The 15,199-nt window shown below is 43.8% G+C and carries 13 protein-coding genes; 10 read left to right on the forward strand and 3 right to left on the reverse strand.

The window, feature by feature from the left end; translation table 11 throughout:
- Positions 1-207 precede the first annotated feature (207 nt).
- The 3 genes from LRQ06_RS10545 (at position 208) to deoD (ending at position 3,180) form a co-directional block, all read left to right on the forward strand.
- Entirely contained in the window at positions 208-1,470 is a 1,263-nt protein-coding gene (locus LRQ06_RS10545) for a NupC/NupG family nucleoside CNT transporter (RefSeq protein WP_232766285.1), read from the forward strand.
- A 175-nt stretch (positions 1,471-1,645) separates the two neighbouring features.
- A complete protein-coding gene (gene deoC, locus LRQ06_RS10550) occupies positions 1,646-2,425 on the forward strand; it encodes a deoxyribose-phosphate aldolase (RefSeq protein WP_232766286.1) in 780 nt (259 codons plus the stop codon).
- Between the two features lie 32 nt (positions 2,426-2,457).
- Positions 2,458-3,180, forward strand: coding sequence for a purine-nucleoside phosphorylase (gene deoD, locus LRQ06_RS10555; protein ID WP_232766287.1), 723 nt, complete (start codon positions 2,458-2,460; stop codon positions 3,178-3,180).
- A gap of 31 nt (positions 3,181-3,211) precedes the next feature.
- Here deoD and LRQ06_RS10560 read toward each other — a convergent pair whose 3' ends face one another.
- Positions 3,212-3,832, reverse strand: a complete 621-nt coding sequence (locus LRQ06_RS10560; RefSeq protein ID WP_232766288.1) for a YtjB family periplasmic protein — start codon at positions 3,830-3,832, stop codon at positions 3,212-3,214.
- A 102-nt stretch (positions 3,833-3,934) separates the two neighbouring features.
- Here LRQ06_RS10560 and serB point away from each other — a divergent pair, with 102 nt between their 5' ends.
- Entirely contained in the window at positions 3,935-4,915 is a 981-nt protein-coding gene (serB, locus tag LRQ06_RS10565) for a phosphoserine phosphatase (RefSeq protein WP_232766289.1), read from the forward strand.
- Between the two features lie 53 nt (positions 4,916-4,968).
- Here the strand turns inward: serB and LRQ06_RS10570 are convergent, their stop codons facing one another.
- Positions 4,969-7,314: a PilZ domain-containing protein gene (locus LRQ06_RS10570; protein WP_232767157.1), complete on the reverse strand. Its 2,346-nt coding sequence runs from the start codon at positions 7,312-7,314 to the stop codon at positions 4,969-4,971.
- Between the two features lie 145 nt (positions 7,315-7,459).
- On the opposite strand from LRQ06_RS10570, the gene radA reads away from it, so the two are divergent.
- Positions 7,460-8,839 carry a DNA repair protein RadA gene (radA, locus tag LRQ06_RS10575; protein WP_232766290.1) on the forward strand — a complete coding sequence of 460 codons (1,380 nt, stop codon included), beginning with the start codon at positions 7,460-7,462 and terminating at the stop codon, positions 8,837-8,839.
- A gap of 194 nt (positions 8,840-9,033) precedes the next feature.
- Entirely contained in the window at positions 9,034-11,118 is a 2,085-nt protein-coding gene (gene fusA / locus LRQ06_RS10580; RefSeq protein WP_232766291.1) for an elongation factor G, read from the forward strand.
- Between the two features lie 77 nt (positions 11,119-11,195).
- Here fusA and LRQ06_RS10585 read toward each other — a convergent pair whose 3' ends face one another.
- Positions 11,196-11,945: a helix-turn-helix domain-containing protein gene (locus LRQ06_RS10585; RefSeq protein WP_232766292.1), complete on the reverse strand. Its 750-nt coding sequence runs from the start codon at positions 11,943-11,945 to the stop codon at positions 11,196-11,198.
- Between the two features lie 283 nt (positions 11,946-12,228).
- Between LRQ06_RS10585 and LRQ06_RS10590 the strand changes: the two genes are divergently transcribed.
- The 4 genes from LRQ06_RS10590 to cpaB all read left to right on the forward strand — a co-directional run bounded on the left by LRQ06_RS10590 (position 12,229) and on the right by cpaB (position 15,189).
- The gene (locus LRQ06_RS10590) at positions 12,229-12,408 is read left to right on the forward strand and encodes a Flp family type IVb pilin (RefSeq protein WP_232766293.1); all 180 of its coding nucleotides are present in this window, start codon (positions 12,229-12,231) and stop codon (positions 12,406-12,408) included.
- Positions 12,409-12,526: 118 nt separating this feature from the next.
- A complete protein-coding gene (locus LRQ06_RS10595; RefSeq protein ID WP_232766294.1) occupies positions 12,527-13,093 on the forward strand; it encodes an A24 family peptidase in 567 nt (188 codons plus the stop codon).
- Positions 13,094-13,108: 15 nt separating this feature from the next.
- Positions 13,109-14,449 (forward strand): DUF8689 domain-containing protein, encoded by a 1,341-nt coding sequence (locus LRQ06_RS10600; RefSeq protein WP_232766295.1) that lies wholly within the window; start codon positions 13,109-13,111, stop codon positions 14,447-14,449.
- Complete coding sequence (cpaB, locus tag LRQ06_RS10605; protein ID WP_232766296.1) at positions 14,446-15,189, forward strand: Flp pilus assembly protein CpaB; 744 nt, start codon at positions 14,446-14,448, stop codon at positions 15,187-15,189. Before LRQ06_RS10600 ends, cpaB begins: the two co-directional genes overlap by 4 nt.
- The last annotated feature ends 10 nt before the right edge of the window (positions 15,190-15,199 follow it).

Below are 15,199 nucleotides of genomic sequence, written 5' to 3' on the forward strand. Positions count from 1 at the left end.
AAGAGTTGGTATACAGTTAAAGTCGGAAAGTTCATTAATAGAGAGAAGAGGGAAATATTTATTTTTTTTGTGATATATATCTCAAAATTAAATGTACAATAAGAAACAAGTATGTCGTTTTATAATTTATATCACTTTTTTCTACTATATAATCTTTCGCCAAAGATAAGTTGACCATATGGTTGGGTTCTATCCGGTGGGGTTTGTATGGGTATTGTAATAAGTTTAGTGGGTATGGCGGTTTTAATCGGACTGGCTGTACTCATTTCAGATAATCGTAAAGCGATTAAATTTCGAACGGTTGGTGGTGCGTTTGCCATTCAGTTTTTATTGGGTGGCTTTATCCTTTACGTCCCCTGGGGAAGGGATCTGCTTGCCAGTATTTCCGCAGGGATTCAGCATGTCATTGATTATGGTAAAGACGGTATCGGATTTTTATTCGGTAGTCTGGTCAATTTCTCTGTTGATGGTCTCGGGTTTATTTTTGCCTTTCAGGTACTGCCGGCGGTTGTCTTTTTCTCCGCATTAATCTCCGTTTTGTACTACATTGGTGTCATGCAGTGGGTTATCCGTATTATTGGTGGTGGTCTGCAAAAAGCATTGGGTACTTCTAAAGCAGAATCATTATCTGCAGCGGCAAATATCTTTGTTGGTCAGACAGAAGCACCTTTGGTGGTTCGACCATTTATTGCCCGGATGACGGAGTCAGAACTCTTTGCCATCATGTGCGGTGGTCTTGCTTCTATTGCCGGTAGTGTTCTTGCCGGTTATGCGTCGATGGGTGTGCCTCTGGAGTATCTGGTTGCGGCTTCTTTTATGGCTGCTCCGGGAGGGTTATTATTTGCGAAACTGATTAAGCCAGAAACCAATGTCCCTAAAGATCATTATGATGAAGATGCCAATAGTGAGGAAGAAAAACCGGCGAACGTTATTGATGCTGCTGCATCCGGTGCGTCCGTTGGTATGCAACTGGCACTGAATATCGGGGCTATGTTGCTGGCATTTATCGGTTTGATTGCTTTGGTCAATGGTCTTCTGGGTGGTATCGGTGGCTGGTTCGGAATGCCGGGACTGAGTCTGGATGTGATTCTTGGATGGGTTTTTTCTCCATTGGCTTACATTATTGGTGTCCCATGGTCAGAGGCGACAACGGCCGGTGCCTTTATCGGTCAGAAAATCGTGATGAACGAATTCGTTGCTTACTCTAATTTTATTCCATACATTGGCGATCATGCTCAGGCAGTGGCAACGACCGGTCACATTATGTCTGAGAAAACACAGGCGATTATTGCTTTTGCTTTGTGTGGTTTTGCAAATATTTCTTCTCTTGCTATTTTACTTGGTGGATTGGGGGGGATGGCACCATCCCGTCGTAAAGACATTGCCAGAATGGGGATCAAAGCGGTGATTGCCGGCACATTATCTAACTTAATGGCTGCAACTATCGCTGGTTTATTCCTGTCACTCTAATAAAAAAGAGTGTATTCAGGAAAAAGGATTGCCCTTCATGCTTCGGTATGAAGGGTTTTTTATTGGCTCTGATAAAAAGAGTGAGACGCAAACCGATTGCGTACAGGTTCTGTTTTGAATGTGAAAAAGAACGCAGTAAGCTAATGGGATATCAGGTCAAGAATGTGAGATTTTTATGAGTGACTTAATTCAGGTTGCACAACAGGCATTATCTTTAATGGACTTAACCAGTCTGAATGATACGGATACCGATGAAACTATTTTGGCATTATGCCGAAATGCCTGTACACAGGAGGGGCGCCCGGCGGCGATTTGTATTTATCCGCAGTTTATTCCTAAGGCAAAGCAGTATTTAACCGAATTAGGTATCGGTGACCTAAGGGTAGCGACAGTAACCAATTTTCCGGAGGGTAAGGATGATGTTTCGCTCGCGGTTAAAGAGACTGTTCAGGCAATTGAACTTGGTGCCGATGAAGTGGATGTGGTGTTTCCTTACCGGGCATTAATGGATGGAAACGAGAACATTGGTTATGAGCTGGTTCGCCAGTGTAAACTGGCCTGCGGTGATAAATGCCTTAAGGTTATTATTGAAGTTGGCGAGCTGAAAGAAGAGTCGCTGATTAAAACGGCCAGCCGCATTGCTATTGACGCCGGGGCCGATTTTATTAAAACGTCGACTGGAAAGGTGCCAGTCAATGCGACACCGGATTATGCCCGTATGATGTTAGAAGTGATACAGGAAAAATCGGCACAAGACCGGGTCGGTTTCAAAGCAGCTGGTGGCGTGAAAACAGCGGAAGACGCAGAAATTTATTTGAATCTTGCCAACGATATGTTTGGTGAACAGTGGGTATGTCCGGAACGTTTTCGTTTTGGTGCATCCAGTTTATTAACGAATCTAATTAATACCATCAATGGTGTGGAATCGAACATTAATAATGAAGCTTCGTATTAATGTCTCATCGTTTGAAAAAGTAAGGAGATGTGATGGCAACGCCACATATAAATGCTGAACCGGGTGACTTCGCTGACGTTGTTTTGATGCCAGGCGATCCGTTAAGAGCTAAATACATTGCGGAAACATTTTTGGACGATGCGGTTCAGGTGTGTGATGTCCGGAGTATGTTTGGTTTTACCGGAACCTATAAAGGAAGAAAAGTATCGGTAATGGGGCATGGCATGGGGATCCCTTCCTGTTCAATTTATACCACAGAACTGATAAAAGACTTTGGAGTTAAGAAAATAATCCGGGTTGGAAGCTGCGGTGCCGTGAGTAACGATATTCAACTGCGGGACGTAGTAATTGGCATGGGAGCGTGTACGGATTCGAAAGTCAACCGCTCTCGTTTTAAGAACCACGACTTTGCTGCAATAGCGGATTATCATATGGTGAAGGCCGCGGAAGAAGCGGCAAAAGACCGGGGTATCGATGTAAAAATAGGTAATCTTTTTTCTGCCGATCTCTTCTATTCACCAGAACCGGATATGTTCGATATTATGGATAAGTACGGTATTGTTGGTGTTGAAATGGAAGCCGCCGGTATTTATGGCGTTGCTGCTGAATTCGGTGCCAAAGCTTTAGCGATTTGTACCGTTTCTGATCACATTAAAAATGGTGAGCAAACCTCTTCTCAGGAACGGCAAACGACGTTTAATGATATGGTGCTGATAGCCTTAGATTCCATTTTAATTGGTGACAAACAGCCATAATCCGTCATTTTCAGTCATAACACTAAGACAGCTATGATTGACGGGGATTTTTCAAAAGGAGGTTCTCGCCTCCTTTTTTGTAATCTAAACGACGGTTGTTTATCAGTAGTGTTATCAGTACACCACTTAAAAAACTAACCAGAATCATAAGGTACATATAGCGGTCACTTTTCCGGTAATGATGATCGGAAATGGCCGTGACTTTGCCCGTTTCAAAGGTAATCCGGATAAAGCCAATAATGCTATTGTTATGCATAATGGGTTCAACCAGTTGCTGTCTGCCAGTATTGGCAGCCTGAAGCGGAGCATCTAAACCCAGAATATCCCGGACACTTAACGCGGAGCTGCTTTTGGCCAGTTGAATGCCTTCTGAATCGTAAATAGAGGCGTCAAACACGAGTCGGTCTTTCGCCAGTTGATTAGTGAATTCAATTAATTTGTCCTGATTTTGCTCTTCAACAAACGAGCTGGCGGTTAATGCTGCCTGAGAAATTAACAGTTTTGTCAGCGTCTCTAGCTGATTAGCCTGAATTTTTTCATTTCCTTTACTGATCATTACACTGTTTTGCGCCGTAAAGTAAAACGTCGTTAGTACCAGTAAAATTGCGACGATACGCAGAACAAACTTAAAGGAAAAAAGAGAGCCATCCATATATAAAAAATCCAAATAAATTGAATATAAGCAATATTGAGACTTGCGTTTACAAATTGCAATAGGGTAACTTCATGGGACTTAAATAAATGGTGAAATTACATGGATGCATTAATGACGTTGCCGATTCATAAACACACTAACCTGACACGCCGTATTTCAAGACTGGCTTTTTCGACACCACTTGAGCGGGAAGGTGCTAACTGGATTATTTTTGGAAAGAAACTGACAGAAGCTCATTTCGAATGTATCGATTTTTATACCGGGTACTTTAATAAGGTTGTTGATGCATGGAAAGTCGGAACCTACGAAGTGGCTCTGATGAGTGGAAATATTTCTTCATTGCATGAAGAAGTACTGGAAGAACTGGAATTGGATTTTGCAGACATCTGGGATGTTCCCGATTTATCAAAGCCGGGTCTGATATTGATGGATATGGACTCAACAGCGATTCAGATAGAATGCATTGATGAAATTGCTAAATTAGCCGGTGTTGGTAAAGAAGTCTCGGAAGTGACCGAAAGAGCCATGCAGGGAGAACTGAATTTTGAGCAAAGTTTGCGTCAGCGCGTCGGTAAGCTTGAAAATGCGGATGCTTCGATTCTTGAGCAGGTACGAAGTGTATTACCGATGACGACTGATCTTCCCCCTTTAGTGGCTACACTGAAATCGTTGGGATGGAAGGTGGCGATAGCGTCCGGTGGGTTCACTTATTTTTCCGACTATTTAAAAGAGCGCCTGTCTCTGGATTTTGCCCAGTCCAATACGCTTGATATTATCGATGGAAAACTGACCGGGAAAGTGCTGGGACAAATTGTCGGGGCTCAGGTTAAAGCGGATATTCTGGTTAAGCTGACGGATGAGTACGGAATTGAAAAACAAAATACGGTCGCTGTTGGTGATGGCGCGAATGATTTGGTTATGATGGAAGCCGCCGGGCTGGGCGTGGCGTATCACGCTAAGCCTAAAGTAGAGGCGAGAGCTCAGACTTCCGTGAGGTATTCTCATCTGGGTGGAGTTTTGTGTATTTTATCTGCCGGATTAGCTAAACAGGGCAAATTGTCCTGGCAGAAAAGAGTGTAATGACAATCTTTATATGTGACAGGTCAGGGAGCCTGACAGGGTATCTCTGACCATTATGAACTTAATTCCAACCGGATTAGAACTTCTTCTGTTATGTCAATGATTTGCGCGTAACCAACCAAACTATTTATCTCTTTTTCAATGGATTTCGCATGAAATTTACTGACAGAGAGCAGCTCATCAAGGTCTTTTTGTAATAATGGGGTTAATGGCTTAAATATGGGTGACCCCGAAATATGCAAGACATAAATTTCACCAAAAAGCAGTGCGTCCCGGATATAGTCAATGCGTTCTTTGGTATTTTCAAAGTCAAAGCGAAGTTTTGTTTCCACCGAGTGCACTTTTGCACCAAAACGTTTTACTGAAATATAAATTTCGTTAGAAATCGGCTTTTCTCTTTCAACATGTTTCATTGGTTCAGCCATCAGAGTTTTGGTGTGCCCTTTGAAAATGGGTTCCAGGGAAGATGTCTGATCGGTTCCCAGTTTTGCCAGCAGGGATAAATATCCGGGAAGTGGATAAGTCACGCCAATGGCTTTTGGCGTTAGCGTGACACCTTTACGGGCAACATAGATTGGCGCGCAGTAAACGTTATTCAGTAAAATATCGTGAAGGCTCTCAAGTAACGCTTCACCAGGAAGTAACTCTTTGCTTTCCGCTAGCCGGTCCTGATTGCTATTAATTAACTTGTTTAAAAAAGCAACAATTCTGACGCTGAAACTTGAGCTTTCAATAGCAAGCTGAATTCGTCTTCCGGAGGCATCGGTCCGGATGACTTCATAAGGTACTCGTTCCAGTGAGACCGTTTTACTGTAGGATTTGAGTTCAATAAAATGTATGTGAACGGTTTGGCCAACCCGAATGTTTGCCGGCTGTTTTAACAGAAGGCTCAGTCCGCTTTTGGATAAGTCGACCGTTGATCCGGATATAACCATGTTATCGGGACTGATTATTTCCACGGGAGAAGCCAGTTTGTATCGCGGCTCTTTTCGTTGAGAACGGGTATCATAAAAAATGCACAGCGGATGCCCGGCTTGCTTTCTTGGCTGACGGTAGGCGTTCAGTTCTGAGGACGGAATTCTCGGTTTATCGACAAACAGATAATCACTGGATTCGTTATTCGTGTTGATCTCCTGCAGAAAACCGATGTGGGTGAGAGGAAAAATATGTTTTTCCAGTTGATCCGAGCTTTCCTGAAGATTTTGCCTGTCTTCTTCTGATATTTCAGAAACCGTCAGTCTGAATACCCGCCATGAATCCCGCTTTGCGCCCAGATGCCAGAACAGTTTCCGTTTTGCCGGAGTTCCTTCTGTTCTGATCATAGAAAAGAACAGTTTTTTGTCCTGATGCAGATGTTGGAAAGAATAGATGGTTGCTGTAGTACCGCTGGTTCCCGGCTTGGTCAATAATGCCATTCTTTTTGGAGAAAACAGGCCACCCAGCGTTTGCAGGTTTCTCTCATCATGCCAGTATTGCCAGATATGCTGATTATTGCCGGTCAGTAATACCGCTTTTAATTCATTTTTGTTGAAAAGAATGGGTAACTGATTTGCATTGTTTAAAAAGACGTGCTCATAGGCACGGGTTCTGGCCCGAATGATCTTATCCTGATTATTATGGCGGCTTTTCTGGGTTTCGCTGGTAAGGTGATAATCTATCACTTTATCAATGATATCCGTATCCGAGGTACGAACTGTCCTCAGAAAGTAAACCGAGTCATTTTCATAGGATTCATCAACACCGAGTATCCGGTATTCGACCGGGAATTCAATGCCTTGAATGTCGAGCGTTTTCTCTAACTCGACAAAGCGGACAAAGATGGTTTCCCCTAACTTGTAATTAAAGGATGACGGAACTTTAAATTTTGCTCCGGATGGGGAAAGATCGACGGTAACCGCATTTAATGATTGAGAACGAGGGAGTTCTATCTCAATCTGAGATGAGATTTTAAGACGGTTTTCCTGGCGTTTCAGGTCATAACCAAGCTGGATGGACTCGACATGAAACGGGTTGGATTCATTCTGAGTCTGGGGTTTGGGTTGAATTCCTTTTTCCCGCATAACCCTGAAGTTATTTTTTGTATTATACAGCGCTTCCCAGACACCCTGAGTGTAACCACCATATTTTTTGACGTATCTGTGATAATCGTTGAACGCAACATCGTCCAGCCAGTGAGCATAGCCGTCCAGTGTGTATTCTCTGCATTCCCCCTGAACCCGGCCTCTTAAATCAATATTCTTGGTGCACGGTTCCATTATCCGGTTGAGTTCCATTTTTACCAGAAGTTTGACCGACGGCGCGAGGCCTTCCGTCATATGAGATAAAATTACATCGAAATCATCGGAATAGTATGCTGGAATAAGTTTTTCGGTATAAGAAAGAATTTCTGACTGCTGCATATTTTTGTTAACGTTACATATCTCAACATAGATATCGTCATTATTTTGAAGATCTTTAACGATAATGGCTAACATCCAGCCTTAATAATAGATGGAAGTTCCCGTTGAGTCACATAAATAATTCTTTTTATCAATAAGAGGCGACATGGCGAAAGTAAAAAAAGCGTATGTTTGTAATGATTGTGGCGCGGATTATCCTCGTTGGCAAGGTCAGTGTAGCGCCTGTGGTTCGTGGAATACCATTTCTGAAGTCAGGATAGCAGCTTCCCCTCAGGTGGCAAGAAATGAACGTTTGACAGGGTATGCCGGTTCGGTAAATGAAGCGAAAGTGCAGGTTTTATCTGAAATTGATTTACAGGAAGTTCCGCGTTTCTCCAGCGGATTTAAAGAATTTGACCGGGTTTTGGGTGGGGGCGTTGTCCCCGGTGCTGCTATTTTGATAGGCGGAAACCCCGGTGCCGGTAAATCGACATTATTATTGCAAACCATGTGTTATCTGGCATCCCATATGCCGACATTGTACGTAACCGGTGAAGAGTCGTTACAGCAGGTAGCCATGCGGGCATCCAGACTCGGATTGCCGAAAGATAAACTGAAAATGTTGTCTGAAACCAATGTGGATCGCATCTGCCAGATTGCAGAGCAGGAAAGCCCGAAAGTTCTGGTTGTCGATTCCATACAGGTGATGCACGTTTCTGATGTTCAGTCATCTCCCGGAAGTGTGGCTCAGGTTCGGGAGTCGGCAACGGCGTTGACCCGTTATGCCAAGCAGAACAATGTGGCTGTTTTTATTGTCGGACACGTTACCAAAGATGGCACACTGGCCGGCCCGAAAGTCCTTGAGCATATTATTGACAGTTCTGTACTACTGGATGGCGGCGCGGATAGCCGGTTCCGGACATTAAGAAGTCACAAAAACCGATTTGGTGCGGTAAACGAACTGGGCGTATTTGCGATGACGGAGCGTGGTATGCGGGAAGTCAGTAATCCTTCTGCTATCTTTTTGTCCAGAGGTGAAGAAGAAACTTCCGGCAGTTCGGTGATGGTGGTTTGGGAAGGGACCCGTCCTTTGCTTGTCGAGATTCAGGCTCTGGTCGATTATTCCCAGTTAGCGAATCCAAGACGCGTTGCTGTCGGTCTGGAGCAAAACCGGTTGTCGTTACTATTGGCGGTTCTGCATAAGCATGGCGGCCTGATGATGGCCGATCAGGATGTCTATGTGAATGTTGTCGGCGGTGTAAAAGTCACGGAAACCAGTGCGGATCTTGCATTAGTGATGGCGTTGTTATCCAGTTTCAGAGACCAGCCATTACCCAAAGATGTGGTCATTTTTGGTGAAGTGGGTCTGGCAGGGGAAATTCGTCCGGTACCCAGTGGTCAGGAACGGTTAAATGAAGCCTTTAAGCACGGCTTCAGAAAAGCTATTATTCCGGTATCTAATATGCCTAAAGGCGGCATAGACGGAATGCAGATTCACGCGGTAACAAAACTGTCGGATGCAATTCAGGCATTTGATGAACTTTAATTGAATATGGAGTGAGCAAGAGAGGAAGGAAAGACTAAACTTATTTTGTTCACTGATGTGTGATGATATCGAGCCGGAATCGGGAAACGATACGGTAAAAAATAATTTAAGCCAAAAGGTTCGCGGGGCTATCAGTCTTGACAGATTATGGTATACTCTGCGCGCACTTTATACCTTATTAACAGAGTAAGACAATGACTGACTTATCAAAATACAGAAACATTGGTATTTTCGCGCACGTTGATGCGGGTAAAACTACCACTACTGAACGTATCCTAAAGCTTACCGGTATGATTCACAAAACCGGTGAAGTTCATGACGGTGAATCAACTACTGACTTCATGGAACAGGAAGCAGAGCGTGGTATTACAATCCAATCAGCTGCGGTAAGTTGTTTCTGGAAAAACCACCGTCTTAACGTGATTGACACCCCGGGACACGTTGACTTCACTGTTGAAGTATATCGTTCTCTGAAAGTTCTTGATGGTGGTATCGGTGTATTCTGTGGTTCAGGTGGTGTTGAGCCTCAGTCTGAAACTAACTGGCGTTATGCTAACGAATCTGAAGTTTCTCGTATTATCTTCGTTAACAAACTAGACCGTATGGGTGCTGACTTCTACCGTGTTGTCGACCAGGTGAAAAACGTTCTGGCGGCGACTCCACTGGTTATGACTCTGCCTATTGGTATTGAAGAAAACTTCGTTGGTGTTGTTGACGTACTGTCTCGTCAGGCTTACGTATGGGATGACACTGGTCTGCCAGAAAACTACGAAATCAAAGAAGTACCGGCTGACATGGTCGATGATGTTGAACAGTACCGTGAAGAGCTGATTGAAACTGCAGTTGAGCAAGACGACGATCTGATGATGGCTTACATGGAAGGTGAAGAACCTTCAATCGAAGACATCAAACGTTGTATCCGTAAAGGTACCCGTGATCTGGCGTTCTTCCCAACTTATTGTGGTTCTGCATTTAAAAACAAAGGTGTTCAGCTTGTACTGGACGCAGTTGTTGATTACCTGCCAGCACCAACAGAAGTTGATCCTCAGCCTCTGATGGATGACGCAGGCGAAGAAACTGGCGAACACGCTATCGTTTCTGCTGACGAAACTTTTAAAGCATTAGCATTCAAAATCATGGATGACCGTTTTGGTGCTCTGACTTTCGTTCGTATTTACTCTGGTAAACTGAACAAAGGCGACACCATTATGAACTCGTTCACTGGTAAAACTGAACGTGTTGGCCGTATGGTTGAGATGCAGGCTGATGACCGTAAAGAACTGACCAGCGCACAAGCCGGTGACATCATCGCTATCGTTGGTATGAAAAATGTTCAGACTGGTCATACTCTGTGTGATCCTAAACACCCTGTTACTCTTGAACCAATGATCTTCCCAACACCGGTTATCGAAATCGCTGTTAAACCAAAAGACAAAGGTTCAACAGAGAAAATGGGTATCGCGATCGGTAAAATGGTTGCTGAAGATCCATCATTCCAGGTTGAGACTGATGAAGATTCAGGTGAGACTATCCTGAAAGGTATGGGTGAACTTCACCTGGATATCAAAGTAGATATCTTAAAACGTACTTACGGTGTTGAACTGGAAGTAGGTCAGCCTCAGGTTGCTTACCGTGAAACCATCACTCAGGCCGTTGAAGACAGCTATACTCACAAGAAACAGTCTGGTGGTTCAGGTCAGTTCGGTAAGATCGATTACCGCATCAAACCAGGAGAGCCAAACTCTGGCTTTACGTTCTCTTCAACTGTTGTTGGTGGTAACGTGCCTAAAGAATTCTGGCCTGCTGTTGAAAAAGGCTTTGGATCAATGATGGCTGAAGGTGTGCTTGCAGGCTTCCCGACTCTTGATGTTGAAGTTGAACTGTTTGACGGTGCTTACCACGCAGTGGATTCATCTGCTATCGCATTTGAAATCGCAGCAAAAGGTGCATTCCGTCAATCTATGCCTAAAGCGGGTCCACAGCTTCTTGAGCCAATCATGCACGTAGACGTATTCTCACCAGAAGATAACGTTGGTGACGTTATCGGTGACCTTAACCGTCGTCGTGGTATGATCAAAAACCAGGAAGCGGGTGCAACAGGTGTACGTATTAAAGCAGATGTTCCTCTGTCAGAAATGTTTGGTTACATCGGTCATCTTCGTACTATTACTTCAGGCCGTGGTCAGTTCTCTATGGAATTTGAACAATACTCTCCATGTCCTGCGAATGTTGCAGAACAAGTGATTGCTGAAGAAAAAGCGAAGAAAGAAGCGAAATAATTTATTTCACTTTATTCTGCTATCGAAAAACAAGGGCCAACATGGCCCTTGTTTTTTATGTCCTGCTAATGAATGGTTTAGTATTCCGAATCCAATCTTTTTAATGCACTATTTCTGTATTGCTGCGGTGTCATTCCTGTGCGTTTTTTGAATATCCGGGAAAAGTAAGAAATATCCTGATACCCACACTGATAAGCAATCATGGCGATTTTCCCCGGCTTCAGTAAGTTCTTTTTAGCCAGCTCAATGCGTTTATTAATGATGTAATTTTGAAAGCTGATTCCTATCTGGTAGCGAAATCTTTTTGAAAAATAACTGATGGAATAATTCATATCCCGGGCAAAGTCTTTAATGGACAGATGTTCTGCCAGATTATTATCAATATACTGAGTGATATCGGTCATACTGGATTTGATCGTGCGGGGTGAGGTTTGTGAAAGGGGCAACTTTGTTGAGTCCAGCTTGCGGAACAATGCCAGAATTTGCTTGACCGTTTCTTTTTTCTTTAACTCGCCCACGGTAATGATCTGGATACTGTCCGTTTCGTATTCTTTTGTGATGAACTGAGAGCTCTCCTGAGTAATGACAATCAACTGTTTGTTTAAGTTAGTACAAATCTTTACCGCAGACTGAAGAGCGCTACGCTGTTCATTTCCTCTGCAATAGAAAAAAGCCAGATTGATGGCCGGGTCGGTTAATTCATCAACATCCTTTCCCTTATCCTGAATATAAAAATGCTGGAACAAACTTTTTCCGGTTAAGTGAGGCAATTTGTCCAGTTCACATCCGAACCAGTGAATAAGATGTTTATCTTTTCGGTCTATCATATTGATATAAAATTATTTTTTCTATCCTGTTGATTTAAAAGCATTACGGGAAAACCAGATGATATGTATTAAAATTAGCCAATGAATCGATAATTGCAAAAATTAACTAAGGTATCAGGTTCATATGTTTTGGAACGAAGTTAACAAAAATAATCATTGATACGAATCAAATAAAAAGCAAAAGAGAACAACAGAGTCCTATCCATTATCAACATAATCCTAAAGAATGGTTTTTATTTTTTATATTGTTTAACTGAATCATTGAAAAACGGGGGAAAACCTTATGAACACTCTACTGGCAAAATGCAAAGCCTTTTTAAAAGACGAAGAGGGTTTAACAGTCGTCGAATACGTTATCGGTGCCGGATTACTGGTGGCAGCGTTGACAGCGGTGTTTAGTGGTATGGGTAATATTCTGACTCAGAAAATTACCAACATTATTACTAACATCAACGAAAGCTAACTCTATCAGACTCTTAGGTGTTAGGCGTATTTCTGACATGGAACGCCAGGCTCATTAATGTTTAAGAGTCATAGTATATAGCCGAAAGTTTGATTCATAACTTTCGGCATGCATTGTTATGACATTATATTCGTTACTGAATATTCTGGTATTAGGAATGCTTCTTTTAATCGGAGTTTTTGATTTGAGGGAGCATCGTATTCCGAACCTGTGTGTATTCATTTTGTTAGTATTAGCCGTATCACTCAAACTGGATGGTATGTACCGAGACAATTCAGTCAGTTTGTGGTGGGACTTTTTCTCCGGCTGTCTGTTTTTTGCATTTGGACTGGTTTTGTTTCTGATGGGGGCAATGGCTCCAGGAGATGTCAAATTACTGGGAGTGGTCGGTTTTTTCCTTGGATGGAATGAAGCACTAAATGGTGCTTTTTATCTCTCGGTCGCCATGCTGATCATCGGTGTTTTTTACTATTTTTATTTTCGGGCACAAACCTGTCATCCGTCCGTATTGAGTATGGTAAAGGATTATTTTTCGCATGCAGAAATCAGTGTTCTGTCTGTGGGGGTTTTATTACGTCAGTGTAACAGGGTAAGGCTGGGACAATCCGATAAAAACATAATAAACCGGATGCCATTTGCTCCTGTTGTTGTATTAGGAGTGACACTTTTTCAATACTATAGCTGATAAGGAGTGTGAGTAATGAATTTGGTAGAAAATGGCTCGCACCTGACAGAATTAGTGCCACAGGCTTCAGCGCCAAAGGTGCCGACTTCGTTCGAGGACTTAAAAGTTCCCCGGACGGTGATTGAAAACTTATTGTTGAAGCAAATTTCTGCGTTCCCGAAATCGGATGTGATTTTTCTGACCCGGTCGATGGGTATCAGCAGTAATCTGGTTGAAGCTATGCTGGCAGACCTGAAAAGCCGATCATTGATCGAAGTGTATCAGGCCAGTCATACTTCTGTTTCTTCGGGGAATCCCATTCTTTATGCTTTGTCTGAAGCAGGGATGAAAGAAGCTGAAATTGCATTCCGGAAAGACGCTTATCTCGGAAAAGCTCCGGTTTCTCTGGATGATTATGCTGTGATGGTTCAGGCTCAGGATGTAAGGGCCAATCATGTTCAGAGACCTGAAGTGGTTCATGCGCTGAGTGATGTATATGGTGGTGAACGGCTGATACCCTTACTAGGTCCGGCCATAAACTCCGGCCGGGCATTATTGCTTTATGGAGGTGCCGGAACGGGGAAAACCTATGTGGCGACCCGCCTTCTTCGATCGCTCAATACCTCTGTTTACATTCCTTATTCTGTATTTGCGGCCGGGAATATTATCCGGGTTTATTCTCCCCAGCATCACCGGAAGGTAGACAGTTCAGATACGGTTCACTCATTCTCTCTGAAAGACAAATACGATCCGCGCTGGGCTTTGTGTGAACGTCCCAGTGTTCAGGTCGGCGGTGAACTGACCATGGACATGCTGGAAGTGAATCATACCGAGCATAACCGGGTCTGGCTGGCTCCGGTTCAGATGATGGCCAATAACGGTATTCTTATCATTGATGACCTGGGCCGGCAGCCCATGCCGGTGTCCAAACTGCTGAACCGCTGGATTGTTCCGATGGAATATCAGTACGACTACCTGACCTTACCAAACGGGCAGCAGATTTCGGTGCCGTTTGTGCTGACGTTGGCTTTTTCGACCAACCTGGATCCAGAAAAGATTGGAGATCCGGCTTTCTTAAGACGTCTTGGCTACAAAATTCAGTTTAATCCATTAAAGCGTGACGACTATCAGGCGCTGTGGGAGTCTACAGCCGATGACCGAACGTTATCGGTTACGAAAGAAGCCTTTGATGTTCTTTATCACCTGCATGATCTGCATCAGGTCGGTTATTACCCCTGCCTGCCAAAAGATTTAATCGGCATCAGCCGGGATATTTTAATTTTCGAAGATGAAGATCCTGTTATTACCCCCCAGATATTAGAACAAGCCTGGCAAGTCTACTTTACCGAAGATGGTAAAGGAGGAGGAAGACGATGAGCAAGAATCAGGTTGTACTGTTACTTATATTGTCTGTTCTGTTTGGTTTAGGTGCGGTTTTCTTTGCCAAAAAATGGATGGACACTCAGGTTCAGCCTCAGGTGGAAGTTGAACGTGTGGAGCGTGAACCGGTGGTGGTGGCTGCGATTGAAATTCCGGAAGGGACGATTATCGAAGAGCAGGAGTTATCGATAAAGCTGCTGGAAAAATCGTGGCGGAACGAATCTCAGTTTAGCGAAAAAGAACAGCTAATCGGCCGGGTGGTCGGAACGACGATTTTCCCGGATGAAATGGTGACGGCACCGCATCTGGCTCCGGAAGGGGAAGGTTCGACACTTGCCCATTTATTACCGGAAGACAAGCGGGCGGTGACGATTCGGGTGAACGACGTTATCGGGGTGGCTGGATTTCTTTTACCCGGTAATAAAGTCGACGTGTTAAGTACGGTCAAACGGGGGGCATACGCGAATACCCGCACCGTGCTGAAAGACATCAAAGTGCTTGCTGTCGATCAGACTGCCCGGACCAAAGAAAATAAACCCATTATTGTAAGAGCAGTGACGTTAGAGGTATCGCCGAAAGACGCTGAAAAATTGTTGTCGGCCAACAGCCGGGGAAATATTCAGCTGGCGTTGCGTAATCCTGAAGCAGTCGAACCTCCTGCTCCCAAATACTATGCAGCACCCAGCGTGACAATCATTAAGGGAACCGATGCATCGAACGTCCGGGTTCGTGAGTGAGTGGAGGTGG

It is taken from the genome of Vibrio salinus (assembly GCF_021272385.1).
Taxonomy (GTDB): Bacteria; Pseudomonadota; Gammaproteobacteria; order Enterobacterales; family Vibrionaceae; genus Vibrio; species Vibrio salinus.

Excerpts from the sequence above, each read along its gene's own strand:
- LRQ06_RS10545 (WP_232766285.1), top strand. The coding sequence starts at position 208 with ATGGGTATTGTAATAAGTTTAGTGGGTATGGCGGTTTTAATCGGACTG.
- deoC (WP_232766286.1), top strand. The coding sequence starts at position 1,646 with ATGAGTGACTTAATTCAGGTTGCACAACAGGCATTATCTTTAATGGAC.
- deoD (WP_232766287.1), top strand. The coding sequence starts at position 2,458 with ATGGCAACGCCACATATAAATGCTGAACCGGGTGACTTCGCTGACGTT.
- LRQ06_RS10560 (WP_232766288.1), bottom strand. The coding sequence starts at position 3,832 with ATGGATGGCTCTCTTTTTTCCTTTAAGTTTGTTCTGCGTATCGTCGCA.
- serB (WP_232766289.1), top strand. The coding sequence starts at position 3,935 with ATGGATGCATTAATGACGTTGCCGATTCATAAACACACTAACCTGACA.
- LRQ06_RS10570 (WP_232767157.1), bottom strand. The coding sequence starts at position 7,314 with ATGCAGCAGTCAGAAATTCTTTCTTATACCGAAAAACTTATTCCAGCA.
- radA (WP_232766290.1), top strand. The coding sequence starts at position 7,460 with ATGGCGAAAGTAAAAAAAGCGTATGTTTGTAATGATTGTGGCGCGGAT.
- fusA (WP_232766291.1), top strand. The coding sequence starts at position 9,034 with ATGACTGACTTATCAAAATACAGAAACATTGGTATTTTCGCGCACGTT.
- LRQ06_RS10585 (WP_232766292.1), bottom strand. The coding sequence starts at position 11,945 with ATGATAGACCGAAAAGATAAACATCTTATTCACTGGTTCGGATGTGAA.
- LRQ06_RS10590 (WP_232766293.1), top strand. The coding sequence starts at position 12,229 with ATGAACACTCTACTGGCAAAATGCAAAGCCTTTTTAAAAGACGAAGAG.
- LRQ06_RS10595 (WP_232766294.1), top strand. The coding sequence starts at position 12,527 with ATGACATTATATTCGTTACTGAATATTCTGGTATTAGGAATGCTTCTT.
- LRQ06_RS10600 (WP_232766295.1), top strand. The coding sequence starts at position 13,109 with ATGAATTTGGTAGAAAATGGCTCGCACCTGACAGAATTAGTGCCACAG.
- cpaB (WP_232766296.1), top strand. The coding sequence starts at position 14,446 with ATGAGCAAGAATCAGGTTGTACTGTTACTTATATTGTCTGTTCTGTTT.